Origin of the sequence: uncultured Parolsenella sp. (genome assembly GCF_934660935.1) — a bacterium.
GTDB lineage: Bacteria > Actinomycetota > Coriobacteriia > Coriobacteriales > Atopobiaceae > Parolsenella.
The window spans coordinates 1-18,313 of record NZ_CAKUIH010000001.1 but is presented as its reverse complement, the minus strand read 5'-3'; the positions used below and the strand labels follow the sequence as shown (position 1 = coordinate 18,313).

Annotated in this window: 18 protein-coding genes; 4 read left to right on the top strand and 14 right to left on the bottom strand. The window is 63.8% G+C overall.

All coding sequences use genetic code 11. The features are described from left to right. Nucleotides 1-49: 49 nt before the first annotated feature. Together Q0H23_RS00090 and Q0H23_RS00085 are read right to left on the bottom strand one after the other, a co-directional pair. Nucleotides 50-1,867: a [FeFe] hydrogenase, group A gene (locus Q0H23_RS00090; protein WP_293834452.1), complete on the bottom strand. Its 1,818-nt coding sequence runs from the start codon at nucleotides 1,865-1,867 to the stop codon at nucleotides 50-52. Further along, entirely contained in the window at nucleotides 1,861-3,690 is a 1,830-nt protein-coding gene (locus Q0H23_RS00085; protein ID WP_293834450.1) for an NAD(P)-binding protein, read from the bottom strand. The genes Q0H23_RS00090 and Q0H23_RS00085 overlap by 7 nt, the downstream gene beginning before the upstream one ends. Before the next feature lie 240 nt (nucleotides 3,691-3,930). On the opposite strand from Q0H23_RS00085, the gene Q0H23_RS00080 reads away from it, so the two are divergent. Further along, nucleotides 3,931-4,824: an aldose 1-epimerase family protein gene (locus Q0H23_RS00080; protein WP_293834448.1), complete on the top strand. Its 894-nt coding sequence runs from the start codon at nucleotides 3,931-3,933 to the stop codon at nucleotides 4,822-4,824. A 199-nt stretch (nucleotides 4,825-5,023) separates the two neighbouring features. Here the strand turns inward: Q0H23_RS00080 and Q0H23_RS00075 are convergent, their stop codons facing one another. The 8 genes from Q0H23_RS00075 to Q0H23_RS00040 all read right to left on the bottom strand — a co-directional run bounded on the left by Q0H23_RS00075 (nucleotide 5,024) and on the right by Q0H23_RS00040 (nucleotide 13,587). Further along, nucleotides 5,024-6,805: a zinc ribbon domain-containing protein gene (locus Q0H23_RS00075; protein WP_293834446.1), complete on the bottom strand. Its 1,782-nt coding sequence runs from the start codon at nucleotides 6,803-6,805 to the stop codon at nucleotides 5,024-5,026. A 235-nt stretch (nucleotides 6,806-7,040) separates the two neighbouring features. Beyond that, the gene (manA, locus tag Q0H23_RS00070; RefSeq protein WP_293834444.1) at nucleotides 7,041-7,976 is read right to left on the bottom strand and encodes a mannose-6-phosphate isomerase, class I; all 936 of its coding nucleotides are present in this window, start codon (nucleotides 7,974-7,976) and stop codon (nucleotides 7,041-7,043) included. Nucleotides 7,977-8,097: 121 nt separating this feature from the next. After that, entirely contained in the window at nucleotides 8,098-8,865 is a 768-nt protein-coding gene (locus Q0H23_RS00065; RefSeq protein ID WP_293834442.1) for a gamma-glutamyl-gamma-aminobutyrate hydrolase family protein, read from the bottom strand. 3 nt (nucleotides 8,866-8,868) lie between these two features. After that, nucleotides 8,869-9,627 (bottom strand): amino acid ABC transporter ATP-binding protein, encoded by a 759-nt coding sequence (locus Q0H23_RS00060; RefSeq protein ID WP_293834440.1) that lies wholly within the window; start codon nucleotides 9,625-9,627, stop codon nucleotides 8,869-8,871. Nucleotides 9,628-9,651: 24 nt separating this feature from the next. Then, nucleotides 9,652-10,470 carry an amino acid ABC transporter permease gene (locus tag Q0H23_RS00055; RefSeq protein WP_293834439.1) on the bottom strand — a complete coding sequence of 273 codons (819 nt, stop codon included), beginning with the start codon at nucleotides 10,468-10,470 and terminating at the stop codon, nucleotides 9,652-9,654. Then, on the bottom strand, nucleotides 10,467-11,126 hold the full coding sequence (locus Q0H23_RS00050; protein ID WP_293814066.1) for an ABC transporter permease subunit: 660 nt from the start codon (nucleotides 11,124-11,126) through the stop codon (nucleotides 10,467-10,469). Before Q0H23_RS00050 ends, Q0H23_RS00055 begins: the two co-directional genes overlap by 4 nt. Before the next feature lie 118 nt (nucleotides 11,127-11,244). Then, the gene (locus Q0H23_RS00045; protein ID WP_293834438.1) at nucleotides 11,245-12,228 is read right to left on the bottom strand and encodes a transporter substrate-binding domain-containing protein; all 984 of its coding nucleotides are present in this window, start codon (nucleotides 12,226-12,228) and stop codon (nucleotides 11,245-11,247) included. Between the two features lie 189 nt (nucleotides 12,229-12,417). Further along, nucleotides 12,418-13,587, bottom strand: coding sequence for an acetate kinase (locus Q0H23_RS00040; protein ID WP_293814064.1), 1,170 nt, complete (start codon nucleotides 13,585-13,587; stop codon nucleotides 12,418-12,420). A gap of 240 nt (nucleotides 13,588-13,827) precedes the next feature. Here Q0H23_RS00040 and Q0H23_RS00035 point away from each other — a divergent pair, with 240 nt between their 5' ends. From Q0H23_RS00035 to Q0H23_RS00025, 3 genes are all read left to right on the top strand, one after another. Beyond that, entirely contained in the window at nucleotides 13,828-14,367 is a 540-nt protein-coding gene (locus Q0H23_RS00035) for an isochorismatase family cysteine hydrolase (RefSeq protein WP_293834436.1), read from the top strand. Between the two features lie 62 nt (nucleotides 14,368-14,429). Further along, a complete protein-coding gene (locus tag Q0H23_RS00030) occupies nucleotides 14,430-15,293 on the top strand; it encodes a PfkB family carbohydrate kinase (protein ID WP_293834434.1) in 864 nt (287 codons plus the stop codon). 36 nt (nucleotides 15,294-15,329) lie between these two features. Further along, entirely contained in the window at nucleotides 15,330-15,608 is a 279-nt protein-coding gene (locus tag Q0H23_RS00025) for a TIGR04076 family protein (RefSeq protein ID WP_293834432.1), read from the top strand. Here Q0H23_RS00025 and Q0H23_RS00020 read toward each other — a convergent pair. The 4 genes from Q0H23_RS00020 to Q0H23_RS00005 all read right to left on the bottom strand — a co-directional run bounded on the left by Q0H23_RS00020 (nucleotide 15,605) and on the right by Q0H23_RS00005 (nucleotide 18,296). After that, the gene (locus tag Q0H23_RS00020) at nucleotides 15,605-16,111 is read right to left on the bottom strand and encodes a DNA-deoxyinosine glycosylase (RefSeq protein WP_293834430.1); all 507 of its coding nucleotides are present in this window, start codon (nucleotides 16,109-16,111) and stop codon (nucleotides 15,605-15,607) included. The genes Q0H23_RS00025 and Q0H23_RS00020 overlap by 4 nt on opposite strands. Nucleotides 16,112-16,129: 18 nt before the next feature. Further along, entirely contained in the window at nucleotides 16,130-16,621 is a 492-nt protein-coding gene (locus Q0H23_RS00015) for an S-ribosylhomocysteine lyase (protein WP_293834427.1), read from the bottom strand. An 88-nt stretch (nucleotides 16,622-16,709) separates the two neighbouring features. Next, a complete protein-coding gene (locus tag Q0H23_RS00010) occupies nucleotides 16,710-17,543 on the bottom strand; it encodes a TIGR00730 family Rossman fold protein (RefSeq protein WP_293834425.1) in 834 nt (277 codons plus the stop codon). Between the two features lie 12 nt (nucleotides 17,544-17,555). Next, complete coding sequence (locus tag Q0H23_RS00005; RefSeq protein ID WP_293834422.1) at nucleotides 17,556-18,296, bottom strand: YdcF family protein; 741 nt, start codon at nucleotides 18,294-18,296, stop codon at nucleotides 17,556-17,558. Nucleotides 18,297-18,313 lie beyond the last annotated feature (17 nt).

Genomic DNA, 18,313 nt, shown 5'->3' with positions numbered 1-18,313 from the left:
GGCCGTTGGTCTCGAGCGATATGTGATGGCGCAGGCGGTGCGCTCGCGCCTAGGCGGGCTCTCCCGGCATCTTCCAGCCGGACTGGTCCGTGTGGAGCAGCTCCTCGGCACGATCGGAGAGGGGCTCCCCAAGGAAGTCATGGTAGCAGGCTTGGACCGATGGGTTCTCGTGCGAGAAGCGAACCTTGGCCCCCGCGTCGAGTCCCCAGAGCACCTGACCTCGCTCGGCGGCCATCTCCAGGCCGTCGTGGATGGGCTGGCCACCCCCGCCCACGCATCCGCCGGGACAGGCCATGACCTCGACGAAGTCATAGTCGACCTCGCCCGCCACGAGGGCGTCGAGAAGCTTGCGTGCGTTGCCCAGTCCGTGCGCCACGGCCGTGCGCACCGGCGTGCCCGCGAGGTCGAACGTTCTCTCGCGCCAGCCGCCCATGCCGCGCACCTCGCTGAAGGCGTCAGGGTCTGGGTTCTCGCCCGTCACGAGGTAGTAAGCCGAGCGCAGCGCCGCATCCATGACGCCACCCGTGGCGCCAAACACCACGGCGGCGCCCGTACCAAAGCCAAGCGGCGCGTCGAGCGGCTCGGGCTCGACCTTTGCCGGGTCCACGTGCGAGGCGCGAATCATGCGCGCGAGTTCGCGCACGGTAAGCACGCAGTCAACGTCTGGCTCGCCGCTCTGCCCCACCATCGTGGGCAGCGCCGCCTCCGCCTTCTTGGCCACGCAGGGCATGGCCGAGACGCAGAAAACGTTGTGCGGGTCCATGTCGAGCACCTGGGCAAACCAGGTCTTGGCGATGGCACCGAACATCTGCTGGGGGCTCTTGGACGTGGAGACCTGGCCCACGAACTGGGGGTAGTTGCCCTTCACGAAGCGCACCCAGCCCGGGCAGCACGACGTGAACATGGGCCCGTGCGGTGCGCTGCTTCCGCCGGCGGCCTTGGCCTGCATACGTGCGAGCAGCTCGGAGCCCTCCTCCATGATCGTGAGGTCTGCCGAGAAGTCCGTGTCGAACACGTACTCGAAGCCCACGCGGCGAAGCACCGCGGCAAGCCGCTCGATGGTCGCCACCTCGGGATCAAGGCCGAACTCCTCGCCCCAGGAGGCACGCACGGCCGGAGCCACCTGGATGAGCGTGGCCTTCTTGGGGTCCGCGATGGCCTCGAACGCTCGCTCCGTGTCGTCACGCTCGCGCAGGGCGCCCGTGGGGCAGTGGGTCACGCACTGACCGCACAGGGCGCAGCTGGTCTCGGCGATATCGCGCGAGCCCGAGACGCCCACGGCGGTGTGGCTCGCGCGGCTCACGAGGTCCCAGATACCCAGCGTCTGGACCTTCTCGCAGACCTGGATGCAACGCATGCACTTGACGCACTTGTCGTTGTCGCGAATGAGGGGATACGAGTAGTCCCATGCATCCCCGGAGAGGTGGCGGCGCAGCGGCAGGTGATAGACGTTGAGGTCGTTGGCGAGCGACTGAAGCGCGCAGTTGCCCGAGCGCACGCAGCTGGGGCACGTGGCGTCATGCTGCGTAAGGAGCAGCTCGACGTTCATGCGGCGGGCGCGGCGCACCTTCTCGCTGTTGGTGTGGACGACCATGCCGTCGAGCACGTAGTTGTTGCACGAGGCGACGAGCTGGTCGATGCCTTCGACCTCGACGACGCAGACGCGACACGACCCCACCTCGTTGAGCTCACGCAGGTAGCACAGCGTGGGGATGGAAATGCCCGCGGCTCGGGCGGCGTCAAGGATCGTGGTGTGCTCGGGCACCTCGACCTCGCGGTTGTCGATGATGAGCCTCACGGTCTTGTCACCCGCAAGCACGGGCGTGGCGGCCGCCCGGGCGGCACGCACGATGCTGTTGTCTACCACTGCTCGATCCTTCCCCCGCGGAACGCCCCAAAGCCAAAGTGGTCGCACCTGAGGCAGCGCGAGGCCTCTTGCCTCGCCTCTTGCTCGGTGAAGCCCTCCTCGACGAGGTCCCAGTCCTTTGTACGCGCGCTTGCCTCGCGCTCCTTGAGCTCGCAGCGCCCGCACAGGCGCTTGCCCTTGAACTTGACGGGCGGCAGCTCTACCTCGAGGCGAACCTTGTGGTCAAAGCCGAGACAGTGGTCTATGTTTGCCGCCGCGACCTTGCCGGCGTTGATGGCGCGGATGACCGTGGCCGGGCCCGTCTGGCAATCTCCGCCGCAGAAGAGCCCGTCGAAGCCGGGAACCGAGCCGTCCGGGTTGCAGACGACCCGCCCGCGCTCGCACGGCACGCCGATGGCCTCGAACGGCGCCGAGTCGATGTCCTGCCCGATTGCAACATAGACGCGCTCGCACGCGATGACGCGCTCGGGCGTCTCGGCGGCGCGCGGGGCAGGGCGCTCGCGACGCGGCTCGCCGATGATCTGGGGCTGCACGCACACGCCGCACGCGCGGCCGCCCTCGTCAACCTCGATGCTCACGGGTGCCGTAAGCTCAAGGATCTCGCAGCCCTCAGCCTGCGCACCGGCAATCTCGGCGTCCTGGGCCGTCATGTCCGCGATACGGCGTCGGTAGACGATCGAGACCTTCTCGGCACCAAGACGCACGCTCGAGCGTGCGACATCCATGGCGACGTTGCCCCCGCCGATGACCACGACACGCTCGCCCGTAAGGTCGGGAGCCTCGCCGTCGCCCACGCTTCTCAGCAATCTGACGGCGCTCTCCACGCCCGCCGCGTCCTCGCCGGGCAGGCCGAGCTTCTTGTCGTTGTGCGCGCCGATGGCAAGGTAAACCGCATCGTATTCGTCGCGCAGGGCCGCGAACGCCGCGCCGTCCACGGGCTCGTCGAGTCGGACGTGGATGCCGCAGGCCAAGATCCAGTCAATCTCCTCCTGCAGGCGCTCGCGGGGCAGCCGGTAGCTTGGGATGCCGTAGCGCAGCATGCCGCCAAGCTGGTGACGCTGCTCGATGATCGTGACGTCGTGGCCCATAATGGCAAGGTAGTAGGCGCACGACAGGCCCGCGGGGCCGCCTCCCACGATAGCGATGCGCTTGCCCGTGGCCTCCGCGATCAAGGGGCGCCAGTCGTGCTCCATGTGCTCGGTGGCAAAGCGCTTGAGCGCCACGATGTTCATGGGATCATCGACCATGCCGCGGCGACAGTGCATCTCGCAGGGGTGCTCGCACACCAGGCCGCAGACGATGGGCAGCGGGTTGTCCTTGCGGATGAGCTTCACCGCGTCCAAGTAGCGGCCCGCCTCCACCAGCGAGATGTAGCCGGGGATGTCGACGCCCGCCGGACAGCCGGAGACGCACGGGACGAGCTGAGCGCGATCAAAGCCGCAGCTATGATGCTTGATGTGGTGCTCGAAGTCATCACGGAAGCCACGGATTGCCGTGAGGGCCATGGAGCCGGCCTCGTACCCGATGGCGCAGTCGCTCGACAGGTAGACCGTCTCGGCCGTGCGCTCGATGAGCTCGAGCGTCCCCTCGGACGCGCGGCCCTCGAGCACGTCGTCGAACAGGTCCCCGAGCGCGCGCAGGCCCACGCGACACGGAGTGCACTTGCCACAGCTCTGCGTGGAGCACAGATTCACGAGCGCAGCCGTGAACTCGACGGGGCAGGGCGCGAGCGAGCTCACCGCCAGCCTGCGCCCCAACGCGTCGTGGAGCTCGTCCATGACCTGCTGGGCATGGCTCCTCTCCATCACGTGCAGTCTTGCCATTGCGATCACCAATCTGTCGCTCGGGGCCCGGCCTCCCCAAATCGGCGCCTTGGGACCCCGACGCGTCGCCCTCTCCGGCGCCGCCACCCAATAGATGCATACAGATTCGCATACATTTGAATAACTTATTGTTAGGCTGCAAAACAATTCCTTAGGCGTGGCCAAATGGCGGGACAAGCGGCGCGCGGTCCCGTGAGCGATAGAATCATGGCTACGAATGGACTGTGACGAGGAGGACGCATGGCAGACATCACGACCATCTCCCGCGGAGGGCTCGAGGCCTCCATCGACGCGCAAGGCGCGCAGCTCAGGAGCCTCAAGCTCGGTAGCATCGAGTACCTGTGGCAGGCAGACGCCAAGTGGTGGCCTCGCAGCGCCCCCATCCTCTTCCCCATCGTGGGAAACCTTCGCGACGGATTCGCGATGTCCGCCGAGGGAGAGTGCCACATGGGTCGCCATGGCATCGCCCGTAACTATGAGCACGAGGTAATCGAGAACACCGGCAGCTCCGTGACGTTCCGCCTCGACAGCACTCCTGAGATGCGTGCGAGCTATCCGTATGATTTCCGCCTTGAGATGACCTACGCCCTCGAAGGCGAGGGCACGCTGCGCCAGACCTTCTCGGTGACGAACACGGGCAAGATCGACTTGCCCTTCTTCCTGGGCGGTCACCCGGCGTTCAACGTTCCCGTGGTCGAGGGTGAGGCGTTCGAGGACTATTCCCTCAAGTTCACGCGTCCCTGGACGGGCACCACGCCAGGCCTTACCTCGGATGGCCTTCAGGACTATGCGCACATGACCACGCTGTTCGAGGACTCGGACACGCTGCCGCTCCGCCACTCTCTCTTCGACGACGACTCCTTCATGTTCACCAACGTCCCCGACGACACGATCACGATGGTAGGCCCCTCCGGTCACGGAGTTCGCGTCGATTTCCCGGACTTCCCCTACATCGGCATCTGGAGCGCGCTTCCCGCGGCAGACGGCACACCGACGCCCTTCGTCGCGCTCGAGCCCTGGTGCGGCACCGCGACTCGCACCGACGAAGACGACACCTTCGAACTCAAGCAGGGGCTCCTGATGGCCGCGCCGGGCGAGACCGTCAGGCGAGCCTTCGCGATCACGGTGATGTAGCAACCTGCAAGGCTTGGGCCCCTCGGGCTCTGTTCTCCACTCAGACAGTTTCGGCGCGTGGCGCCGAAAAACTCGTGGCGAGCAGGACAGGGGGCCTTTCTTGTAGCGGCGTGACACGGACGCGAGGCCCGCCGGACGGGCTCGGCGGGCCTCTCTCGCTACAGTCTGTGGAGGGTCGTTGGTCTGTGGAGGGTCGGGGTTAGTGGCCTAGGTCGACTTCGGTGCCGGTGAAGCTGGAGCCGCCGTCGTTGGAGACGACATAGATGCGATGGGAGCCGAAGGCGTAGGAGCCGAGCTCGTAGCCGCGCGTGATGATGAAAATGCCCTTGTCGTCGCGAGCGTAGCGGGACATGTCCGTGGCATAGGCTTCGATGTCGGACTCCGTGACCCCGAGGTCGCTCGGGTTATCTGCGAGAAACGCGCGGATGGCGGTCTTGCCCTTGAAGGCGAGCTCATCTTCCGTCGTGCCGAGAGCGTCGTACGCAGTAAGGACGTCGCCGGTCGAAAGGTCGAAGAACTTGCCGTAGCTACCGTCAAAGCCATGGACGCCGCCGGCGGTCTCGCTTCGAACGCACAAGACACTCGCGATGTTCCCGCTAATGCTCATGACCTTGTCCTCGTGGTAGTCGGTCTGCATCAGTTGGGTATCGAAATCCCATTCGGCGGCAGCGCTCGCGTCGAACTCGCATGAGTTGCGAAGGTCGGCGTTGATGCTCTCGAGCGCGGAAGTCGTCGATCCATCCCAGAGGGTGAAACGCGGGTAGGACCAGGTGGTCTCCACGGTGGCAAGTGCTGACCCATCGCCCGAGGCGGTATAGGCGTCAGCGATGGTATAGGTCGTCGCGACAATCTCGTACGTGTAGGAGGCCGGAGCGACAACGGGCCTGGGCTCGCCGGACTTGAGGACGTCGATGACCTGGTTGGTAAGGTCTATGGTCTCGGATGAGGGAAGGCACCTCTCGTTATACGTCGTGAAGGTCACGAGACCCAAGGGAGAGCCATCGTCATGAACGCTCGACGCGGCGTTTGCATACTCCTCGTCGGTCGCAGTCTTTCCGTTGACCTTGTAGGACTGATCGGAGACGGTAAAGCTGGCAGAGAGAGATAGCGCCGCGGAGAAGGCCGAGCCGTCAAAGGTGTGGTAGACGCTCTCGCTGTTCTCGTAGTAATAGCCGGAAGAATCAGTGCCGGCGTCATAGGCGAGCGTGTTGAGGGCAGGCTTGCCGTTCACCTCGAAGACGGTGAGCCACATCGAGCCGCCGTTCGCATGGCTAACCGTACGGGGCTCGTCATAGACCAGCGAGATGGCGCCGTCCTTGTAGCTCCAGACCTCGACCTTGAAGGCGAGGACCTGGTCATCGGTGAAGATGGCGGAGGAATCATTCTCGGCGGAGTTCGTGTTGTAGCAAACGAGGAGCTCCTCGAAGCCATCCCCGTCAAAGTCAACGAGCTTGGCAACGCAAAGGCCCGTCGCGACGGAGACGTCTCCATCCACGACCTTCGAATCGGGGTAGCCGTACTCGTCACAGTACTCGATGCATTTATCGAGGTAGAGCCCGTAGGCAATCTGTTGTGGTGTACGCGAGTCCGTTGCCGCGGGAGATGGGGCGGGAGTGGCCGGCGCCGAGTCCTCGCCACCGCGGGTGCGCAGGAAGAACACGCCACCCACAACGAGTACGGCCAGCACCGCAACTACGACGACGATGGCGGCGGGGTTAGGACCCTTGCGCGGGGCTTGCTGTTGACCGGGGTCCTGCGCCTGAAGCGGCGCCGGGCTCGCTGCGGGAGGCATGGGTGCCGGACCCGCCGCGGGAGGCATGGGCGTCGGGCTCGACGTGGGAGGCACGGGCACCGGACCCGCCACGGGAGGTATAGGTGCCGCGCTCGCGATGGGAGCCGTCGAGGCAACGACGGCCGACCCGCAGGAATCACAATACTTGGCGCCATCAGGTAGTTCGTGGCCACATCTGCTGCAAAACATTGCGGTCCTATCTACGTCGCCAACTTGTCGGGTTGCTAGCTGCTTGCATCGTATCGTTAAGCAGGGACAAAGGACGCGTAAGCAGAGGGGCGGCCGCTCAACGCGACCGCCCCACAGGACGAACGTTATATCCGGCCGGTTCAGGAGCGCGCTAGCGGCTCACCCTCGCCAACAGCTTTCGCTGCGCCTTCAGACAAGACGGCGTCGCCGGAGAGACTTGTCGACGCGAACTCGACTACACCCAGGAGCAGATCAGCGTCATGTCACCGGAAAACGCGAGGTCACCGCTTTGCGCAGGCGCCACGAAGTGGGAGCCCTTCTCGAGCTTGGCGCCATTTACCGCACCCTCGCCCTCGATGACGCTCACGCACACGAAGTCATGGTCCTGGACGAGCGCCTTGGTCCCGGCGACGCGAACGCGCTCGACGGTATAGCGCTCGTTCGACTCGAGGAGCGTGATGCCGTCGACCTCGGGAGCCGTGATGACACCAGAAGTGGGCGCCTTGGCGGCGTAGTCCACGACATCCATGCTCTGCTCGAGGTGAAGCTCGCGCTTGGTGCCATCGGCCTGAACACGGTCATAGTCATAGACGCGATACGTCACGTCGCTGCTCTGCTGCGTCTCGAGGATGAGCGTGCCGGCCTTGATGGCGTGGAGCGTTCCCGCGTTGATCTGGAAGAAGTCGCCCTTGTGAATGGGCACCTCGTTCACGAGGTCGCTCCAGCGGCCCTCCTCCACGAGCTTGGCGAATTCCTCGCGGTCCTTGGCCTTCTGGCCCACGATGATCGTAGCGTCCTCGTCGCAGTCGAGCACGTACCAGCACTCGCACTTGCCAAGGCTTCCGTTCTCGTGGATAGCGGCATACTCATCATTAGGGTGCACCTGGATCGAAAGGTCACCGTCTGCGTCGAGGATCTTGATTAGCAGCGGGAAACGATCGCCCTCCGCATCGCCGAACAGCTCATGATGCTCGTCCCAAAGCTGCGAGAGCGTCTTGCCCGCATAAGGCCCGTCCACGACCTCGCAGTCACCTGCGGGATGCGCGCTGATGGCCCAGCACTCGCCAATGGCGCCTTCAGGGATGTCATAGTGAAAGACCGTGTCGAGCCTACGTCCTCCCCATATCTTCTCGTGGAAGATGGGCTTCGTGAAAATGAGGTCCTGAGCCATAACAATTCCTTCCAACACGTCTTGGCCGCGTGCAAACAGAGAATGGCCATACGTTTATAGATGTCTAATCGTATGGCCATTCATATTAGATTATCTATGCGCGAGATGGCTTTCCGTTACGTTAGCACGCCGCGACGAACGCCTTCCAGAGGTTGAAGTCCTCCTCGCTCTTCTCCCACGTGTACTCGGGATGCCACTGCACGCCAAGCACGAAGCGCTTCCCCGGCATCTCGACGCACTCGGGGATGCCGTCGTCGGACGACGCGGAGAGCACGAGTCCGTCGCCCAAATCCTTCACGCAGCAATGGTGCGCCGAGTTGACGCAGTAGCCACGCGAACCGCTCGCGCGCGCAAGGAGGCTCCCCTCGTCGATCTCGACCTCATGACAAGTCCTCGTGAGGAGGTCTGCGTGATCGTGCGAGGTAGACCCCTGCCGGCGGGGAATCGACGGCACGTCCATGTCTAGCGAGCCGCCAAGGGCGACATTAAGCACCTGGGTTCCGCGGCACGTCGTGAACAGGGGCTTGTCGGCCTCCACGACCTTGCGGACGAGCGGGACCTCGCAGGCGTCACGAACGTGGCAGAGAAGGGACTCGTCATAGGGACGCTCGTCTCCCCAGAGCTTGGGGTCGACATCCGGGCCACCGGGAATGGCAACGCCGTCAGCCAGCTCAACGTACTGGTCGAGCACGTCCTCGTCATCCGTAAGGGCCATCTGCACGGGAAGGCCGCCCGCCGCGAGAATCGCGTCGATAAAGACGGTAGCACCGCACTCGTTGGGCGCGAGCTTCTCGGTCTTGTGGAGGTGGCCCTCCTCATAACGCGCAGCGACGAGAATGATGGGCCTGCGGCTCTGAGACATCTTGGTTTGAGCTTCGTTCTCCACCATGCCTTAGTGCTCCTTGATCGAGTTGAGAAAATCGCGGGCGCGCTGGGTCTTTGGGTTGTCGAAGAACTCGTCAGGCGTGCCCTCTTCGACGATGGCACCGTCCGCCATGAAGATGACGCGGTTGCCGACACGGCGCGCGAAGTTCATCTCGTGCGTGACGACGACCATCGTCATGCCGCCGCGAGCTAGCTCCGTCATGACATCGAGGACCTCGTTGATCATCTCGGGGTCAAGGGCGCTCGTGGGCTCGTCGAAGAGCATCGCCTTGGGATTCATCGCGAGGGAACGGGCGATGGCGACGCGCTGCTGCTGGCCACCGGAGAGCTGAGCGGGGACCTTCTTGGCCTGCTCCGCCACACCGACGCGCTCGAGCAGGGACATCGCGCGCTTCTCGGCCTCGTCCTTGGAAAGGCCGAGGACCTCGATGGGACCGAGGGTCACGTTGTCGAGGATCGACTTGTGCGCGAAGAGGTTGAACTGCTGGAAGACCATACCGAGCTCGGCACGCGTGCGTGCGAGCTCCTTGCCCTCCTGCGGTAGGGGCTCGCCCTCGATGAGGATCTCGCCGGAATCGATGGTCTCGAGGCGGTTGATCGTGCGGCACAGCGTCGACTTGCCGGATCCGGACGGACCGATGACGACGAGGACCTCTCCCCTGTCGATCTCGAGGTTGATGTCCTTCAAGACGTGAAGGGCGCCGTAGTGCTTGTCGACGTGGCGTAGCTCGATGACGGGCTGCTCGCCCGCGGATGTCTGGTTCATGGCTTTCTCCCTTGGCAAGTGCCGCTAGCGAATGATCTTGATGCCGGTGCGGCGCGAAACGGTGACCGCGGCCTTGTTGATCAGACTATTGATGAGAATGTAGATGACGGCGACCACAAGATACGTCGAGACGAGCGCGTCATAGTTCGTACGAAGGACCTGGGCGTTCTGCATGAGGTCTGGATAGCTCACGACATACGCGAGCGCCGTGTCCTTCACGACGACGACGAGCTGGCTGATGAGCGATGGGATGACGAATCGGATCGCCTGAGGGAGCACGATCTTCGTCTTGACCTTCCAGCGCGTGAGGCCGATCGAGAGGCCCGCCTCGGTCTGGCCGCGAGGCACCGCGTTGACGCCGGCACGGAAGACCTCCGCGAGGACGCCGGAAGCGGCCAGCGTCACCGGGATGCACAGCATCCAAAAGGCGGGCATCTTGATGCCGAGGTTGGGCATAGCAAAGAAGAAGAAGTAGATGAACAGCAGGCTGGGGACGCCGCGGAGCACGTTGGTGAGCACGGCGCACACGGCGCTCAACACGCGAAGGTGGCTCGTGCGCCCGAGCATGAGCAGCATGCCGAGCACGAGCGAGAGCGCCGCCGCGGTGAGCGCGACGGCGAACGTGCCCTCGAGGCCCTTGAACAGGTAGCGCCACGTCGTGCGCCAGGAGAACAGCTCCCAGTACCTGGCAGAGAGCTGGCCGGTAACCCAGAAGCAATACACCACCCAGGCGGCGAGGGCAACGAGCAGCACGAGGGAGACGACCGTACCGATGACCATCTTCCTGCGCGTCTTGGGACCCGGTTCCTCATAGAGGGCGTCCCTCATCGTCTTTGCGCTCATCGGATCACCCTGACCTTCTTATCGATGGCATTGCCAACGAAGCCCGCCACCAAAGCGGTCGAGATGTAGCCGGCGGCAGAGACGAAGAACGTCACGATGCCCGCGGACTCACGAGTGTTGATGTAGGTGACCACGCCCGTAAGCTCCTGCGGCGTCATGGGCACCTGGGATCCGAGCGCCGTGGTGAGCATGACGGCGATGAAGAGGTTCGTCATGGGAAGCACGGTGGAACGCAGAGCCTGGGGAATGACGATCTTGCGCAGAATCTGACCAAACGAGAGACCGATGGAGCGCGCCGCCTCAATCTGCCCGACACCGATGGTGTTGATGCCCGACATGAAGTTCTCAGAGCCAAACGCCGTGCCGAGAAGAACGGTCGCGAGGATGACGCTCGGCTCGTAGTCGAGCAGAAGCTTCAGGTGAGGGAGCGCGTACACCACGATGAGCAGCAGAACCGCTCCCGGGATGTTACGGAAGATCTGCACGTAGAGATCGCCGAGCAAGCGCAGCGGCTTGAACGGCGAGACGCGCATGACGGTTACGAGCACGGAAAAGACCATGACGAGCGCAAAGGAGACGAGCGTGAGCCGCCACGTCGTCAGAAGCGCCGTCAGGTACAGAGGCCCGTATCCGGAGATTAGCTCTGGAAGCCCCATCGTACCTCCTTACAGGGAAGGGGCCCGCCGCCCAAACGGACGGAGGGCCCCGAACTATCTAAGAACTTGCCGAGGGCGCGGGGCGCAACCTACTCGAACGGGCGCCCCAAGCGACAACCTAGGCGCCGAGCGCCGGCGGCTCGGGAATCGTCTCGATGCCGCAGCGGTCGGCGAAGACGATCTTGTAGAGCTCGGCCCACTTGCCGTCGTCCTCGAACTTCCTCAGGAAGTCGTTGATGAAGTTGACAGCGTCGGTGTTGTCGAGCTGGACGCCGATGCCGAGGTACTCCTCGGGGCCAAACGGCTCACCGGCGATGCGGTACTTGCCCGGGTTCTTGATGACGCTACCCATCTGGAGGGTGTTGTCGACGACATAGGCGTCGACGCGGCCCTGCTCGAGGGCGGCACGGCACTCGTCATCCTTCGAGAACTCTTGGATCTCCGCCTCGGGGGCGAACTTGCCCACAACCTCGGGGCCGGTGGAGCCGGACTGGACGGCGACCTTCTTGCCGGCGAGGTCATCGACAGAGTTGATGTCGGTGTTGCCATCGAGCACGAGGATGGCGTACTGGGTGGTCATGTACGGGCCGGCGAAGGAAATGACCTGCTTACGCTTGTCCGTGATGGTGTAGCTGGCGAAGACGGCGTCGACCGTGTCATTCTGGAGGACGGACTCGCGCGTGTCAGAGGTGACCTGCGTGTACTCATAGCTGTTCTCGTCGCCGAGGATATAGCGGATGAGACCGAGGTAGATACCGGCGTCGAAGCCGTAGACCTTGTTGTCCTGCTCATCGAGCTGGGAGAAGATCGTCGAGGTGCGGGTGGCACCCAGGCGGAACGTGCCGGCAGACTTAATCGCGGAGGCCCAGGGGTTGGCGGCGATAACGTCATCAGCGGCGGGCTCGATCGAGGCGACAAGCCCGTTGAAGGCGTCCTTGTCGATGCCCGTGGCGGAAGTATCCGCAGCGGCAGCGGTAGCGGCGGCGCCGGACGTGGCAGACGGGCCATCAGAGCAGCCAGCGAGGCCGAAGAGCGCCGTACCGCCCATAACGCCGAGGCCAAGGGTGATGAACTGACGCCTGCTGAAGGTGTTCTTGCTCATGGATTATCCTTCCCTATGACTTGAATCCCATAATTAGTGTACTGGTTGGGATGTTGCGCATACTTTACCCAATTTCCATGACTTTATAAATCCTACTAAAGAATGGTGTAATTGGGTTGAAACAAAGAAGGCGACGACGAGCACCATGCTCGCCGCCGCCCAGCTAAAGCAGCCTATGTGATGCGAACCTTAGCCCAGGAGCGCCTTGACGTCGAGGGCGATCATGAGCTCCTCGTTGGTCGGGATGACCCAGACGTGCAGGCTGGAATCCGGCGTGGAGATCTCACGCGGGTCGTCGCTGCGGACGGCGTTCTTGTCGTCATCGATCTTGACGCCCATCCAAGCGAGGCGGTTCACGACCTCCTTGCGCATGTGAGCGGAGTTCTCGCCAACCCCAGCGGTGAAGACCATGGTATCAACGCCGTTCATGGCCTGGACCATGGTGGCGAACTGGGAGGCGACGCGGTAGCTCCACATGTCGATGGCCATCTGGCAGCGCTCGTTGCCCTCGGCGGCACCGGCCTCGATGTCGCGGCAGTCACTAGAGACGCCGGAGATGGCGGCGAGGCCAGACTGCTTGTTCATCATCGTGTCGATCTCGTCGATGGAGTAGTGGCCCTCGCGGGAGAGGTAGAAGACGGTGGCCGGGTCAACGGTGCCGCAGCGGGTGCCCATGATGAGGCCGTCGAGCGGGGTGAGGCCCATGGTGGTGTCCATGCACTGGCCGTCCTTGATGGCGCAGAGGGAGGCACCGGAACCGAGGTGGCAGCTCACGACCTTGTGAGCGGTGTGGTTGGAGACCTCGTCGACGGTGCGCCAGATGAAGCGGTGGCTGGTGCCGTGGGCGCCGTACTTGCGGATGTGCAGGCTGTCGACGACGTCCTTCGGGAGGGCGTAGTTGTGGGCCTCGGCGGGCATGTTGTAGTGGAAGGAGGTGTCAGCGACGATGACGTTGCCGATCTCCGGGAACATCTCGCGGCAGATCTCGATGACGTCAGCCTCGGCGTAGTTGTGGAGCGGGGCGAGCGGGGCGACCTCGCGGACCCAGGCGAGGGTCTCGTCGGTGACGACCTTGGACTCGGGGAAGTACCAACCACCCTGAACGACGCGGTGGCCGATGCCGTCGATGGGCTTGTCAACGCTCTCGAGAATCTCGAAGACGTGCTTGATGGCCGTCTTGTGATCAGGCAGGGCAACGTCGAGCTGCTGCTTGCTGCCGCCCATCTCGGAGTGGCCGATGAAGGAGCCCTCGATGCCGATGCGCTCGCAGTTGCCCTTGGCGTAGACCTCGCGAGTGTCGACGTCGAGCAGCTGGTACTTAAGCGAGGAGCTGCCTGCGTTGATGACGAGAACGTTCATGTACGATCCTTCCCCATGACGAAGCGCCCGTTAGCGCCGTGCCTTTGCGCGATGCAAGTCGCTCGCGCGGATTTCCAACTTGACTACTATAACGCGTCAAGTGCCCCTGCCACACGAAATCCTTAGCATGTGTCTCTCGCCCACTCTTTTCTTAGGTTTCGCCTGCGTTATCCTTGTTTAAATGCACAGCCGGAAGTGCACATTTGCATGCGCCCCGCACCATCACCGATAGGAGATGCAATGGCTCGCGACTACTTGCTCGTCATCGACATGCAGAATGACTTCGTGGACGGCTCCCTCGGCACGCCCGAGGCGGCGGCGATCGTGAACGATGTCGCAGAGCACGCCCGCGCGTTCGAGGGAACCGTCGTCTTCACCTATGACACCCACCGCGACGACTACCTCGAAACACAGGAGGGCAAGCACCTCCCCGTCCCCCACTGCATCAAGGGGACGCCAGGCTGGAAGCTCACCCCCGCCTGTGACCTCGTCCGCCGCGCCCGCAACGCGGAGGTCTTCGAGAAGCGCACCTTTGGCTCCACCGCGCTCGCCTCCTGGCTCCTCGACAAGAATGCCCACGGCGGCAAAGTGGCCTCGATCGAGCTCTGCGGCCTCTGCACGGACATCTGCGTCGTGAGCAACGCCCTGCTTATCAAGGCGTTCATGCCCGAGGTTCCCGTCCGTGTCAACCCGAAACTCTGCGCTGGCGTCACGCCGGAGACCCACGAGGCGGCCCTCGCCACCATGCGCATGTGTCAGATCGACCTCATCGAGGGGTAATCACCCACTCCGCGCAAACGCCCCACGACGAAGCATGACAGCCCAAGACCCAAGGAGCCCCCATGGCAGACAACGCCAATTCCAAGCGCATCCTGCTCGTCAACGATATGGCCGGCTACGGCAAGGTCGCCCTCGCCGCCATGATCCCCATCCTGTCCTCCGCGCACCATCAGGTGTTCAACCTGCCCACGGCGCTCGTCTCCAACACGCTCGACTACGGCACCTTCGACATTCTCGAGACCACGGGCTACATGCGCGGGGCCATGGACGCTTGGGAGAAGCTCGGCTTTGAATTCGACGCCGTGGCGACGGGCTTTTTGGTGAGCGAGGAGCAGACGAAGCTCGTCGCAGACTTCTGCCGCGCGCGACACGAGACGGGAGCCACCGTCTTCGTCGACCCGATCATGGGCGACGAGGGTGCGCTCTATAACGGCGTGACCGAGGCGACCGTTGGCTTCATGCGCGAGATGTGCGGCAGCGCGGACGTCGTCATGCCCAACTTCACCGAGGCGGCCTTCCTGACAGGCCTCTTCCGCGAGAGAACTGTTCCGGGGGCGAGGTGCCTGACACACTCGGAGGCCGAGGAGCTCGTCGCCGGGATGCACGAGCTGGGCGCCGCCAAGGTCATTGTCACGAGCTGCGCCGTGGATGGCGAGCACACCACGCTCGTAAGCGAGGGCGCAGGCAGCGAGCTCGTGGTTCTCCCCTATGACGAGGTGCCCGTACGCTTCCCCGGCACGGGCGATATCTTTTCCGCCGTCCTCATCGCCGACATGCTTGGTGGCACGGGGCTTGTCGAGTCGACCCGGCGAGCGATGGACGTCGTCCGTGACCTTCTCGTCAGGTGCAAGCACAACGAGGACAAGTTCAAGGGCATACCCATCGAACTTTACCTCGACCGCATTGCCGAGGTCGGCCACGCCTAGGAGCACTCACACGCCAACAACCCCGAGGAGGAGCCCATGGCTCGCAGGCCCCGCATCCAGATAACGCTTACGGAGCGCATCGGCGCCCACCCCTGCCACCACGGGCATAAGCCCGGCGACACCTGGGACTTCGACACCGAGCGAGGCAAGCTCTGCCCCATGGCCGCCCACGTCGCGTTTCCCTACGTAGACATCCTGCGCTACGGCGGTTCCGTTCCCGGCAACGAGCCGGGATGCGCGCGCTTCTGCTGCCCTGACGTCGACACGATCAACGTGTTCGAGGCGCGTATCGTCGAGCGGGAGGAGGGCCGCTAGCAAACGCCAAGCGCCGCTAGCTCCTCGGCCCAACGCCCTGTGAGACGATCGAGCGACCATGCGGCGTTTGCCGGGCTGGTCGAGGGCATCACGACGGCGGCGCGGCCGGCTATGGCCTCGAGGTACCGATGGTAAAGCCGCCCCGACGTCGCGCCGCTGCACAGGATGGCTTCGATGGGCACCGCGGACGTGACGCGCGCGACGTCGACGGGCACGACGTTCTTGATGCTCGCGTCGCTCGAGCCACGAATGTCGCAGCTGGCGATGACGTCCCAGAGGGCGATGCCATGCGCAAGCAGCATCCCACGCTTCTCGGCGATGGACGTGGGCGTGGGCTCACCCAGGCAAGCGGCCATGACGCGCCAGAAGCGGTTCTGCGGGTTACCGTAGTAGAAGTCATTCGCGCGCGACAGCACGCTAGGAAAGCTCCCGAGCACAAGGACTCGGGAGCTTTCGTCATAGACAGGCTCGAAGCCATGATCTATGTGCTGGTAATCAGCCACGATTATCTCGAACCCAGGCTACTCACCCGAGGGGTAGTTGAGGTGCGCCTCGTCAATGCCGTCGAGGTCGCGCTCGAGGTAGCGCGCGGCGAGCCACTTGGCCATGCCGAGGTTCTGGTCGAGATAGTTGCCGCACTCCTCGGGCCTGGCACCCGGGATCTCGCCCTCGAATTCGCGGACGAACTCGAACATCTCGCGGACGAGCGGCAGGATCTCCTCGGAGGAGACCTCGCCAAAGACCACGAGGTAGAAGCCCGTGCGGCAGCCCATCGGGCCAAAGTAGACGACACGCGGGGCCCACTCGGCATGGTTGCGCAGGAAGGTCGCGCCCAGGTGCTCGATGGTGTGGCACTCCGCCGTGTTCATGACGGGCTCGTCATTGGGGGCGGTGAGGCGCAGGTCGAACGTGGTGACCGCCATGCCGCTCACAGGGTCGCGGTCAATGCGGCTCACGTAGATGCCCGGCTCGAGCAGAAGGTGGTTGACGGAGAAGCTCGCGATGCGCTCCATGTGACTGTCCTTTCCCACGTCACCCTCGACAGGCGGCGTTCCGGCGTTCCGGCGTTCCGGCGATTATCCTACGTTTCAGTGACACAGCTTACACGAGCGAGCGGCCGCACGTAACGATTTCGACCGCCTCGTCCACGTCATCCGTGACTTTCACGAGCTCAGGATCGAGCGGAGAAATCATGCCCGCGTCCATCACGGGGCCTTCGATCCAATCGAAGAGGCCGCGCCAGTAATCCGAGCCAAACATGACGACCGGTATGCTCTTGACCTTGTGCGTCTGAATGAGGGTGAGTAACTCGAAGCCCTCGTCGAGCGTGCCGAATCCACCCGGAAACACGATCGCTCCGCTCGAGTACTTGACGAACATGGTCTTGCGCACGAAGAAGTACCTGAACGTCATGCCGAGGTTGACCCAGCGGTTCATACCCTCCTCATGTGGAAGCTCGATGCCGAGGCCCACAGACTTGCCACGCGCGCTCGCCGCTCCCCTGTTTGCTGCCTCCATGATGCCGGGACCGCCACCCGTGATGACGGCGAAGCCACGCTGGGCGAGAAGCCTTCCCGCACGGCGCGCCGCGGCATACATCGGGTCATCGCGCTTGATACGAGCCGAGCCAAAGCAGGAGATGGCGGGGCCGAGGTCGGCCAAGGCGCCAAAGCCATCGACGAATTCGGACTGGATGCGAAGGACGCGCCAGGGATCCATGTGGAGCCACTCGGTCGAATCCTCGGAGTTGAGGAGTTCCTCCGTCGTGCTTCGCTCGGGGATGAGGTCTCCTCGCAGGATGACCGGGCCCTTGTGATACGTGACATCGAAGGGCTCGTCAGAGGTGTGAGGCGTGTCGAATGGCGCGACAGCAGGCTGATGCGAACCAGGCGTAACGTCGGGCTTGGCACCCCCGGTCAGGTGCTTGTCGATCATGGCAGCCTCCGACTAGAGATTTCCGACCATGGCGTCCTTCGCAAGCGCCACGCACTCGCGAACGCAGGCTTGCGGCAGGTAGAGGGGGTTTGTGGGCGCTGAAATGCCATAGACGTTGCTCAGTCCCTGGCGGCGCGCGATGCGGGTGGCTCGCAGCACGTGGAAGTCATTCGTGACGACGCCCACGGAGGCGTCCGGGGAATCGAGGAGCGCCGCGGAAAAGCGCAGGTTCTCGGCCGTGGTGGTCGAACGGTCCTCAAGCAGAATGCGCGAAGCATCTACGCCAGTGACCTCAAGGTAGCGGGCCATCGCCTCCGCCTCGCTGCATGGTTCGTCAGGACCCTGGCCGCCGGAGACGATGCACGCGGTCTCCGGGTTCCGCTCCAGATAAGCCGCCGCCTCATCCAAGCGATAGCGAAGCGTCTCCTTGGGAGAGCCATCCGCGTTGAGATTCGCCCCGAGGACGACGATGTAGTCTAGGCTTGCCGGCGAAGTAGAGACGGCCGCGCTCATGATGAGCGCGCAACCTGCAAAAATACCGCACGCAACCAGCGTCATCACGGCAACGGCAATCCGGCGGGTCCATACGGGGAGCGCTTGCCAGGCACCTGTTCGATGCGCCCATCCTGCAGCAAGAAGCGCCGCGCCCACGACTATCCACGCAAGGAAGAACCCGCGGGCGGGATACAGAACGCCCATCGCGGCACCATAGGCGACGCTGACGACGCCAACAGCTATGAGGATGATTGCCATAACACGTACCTCCAATC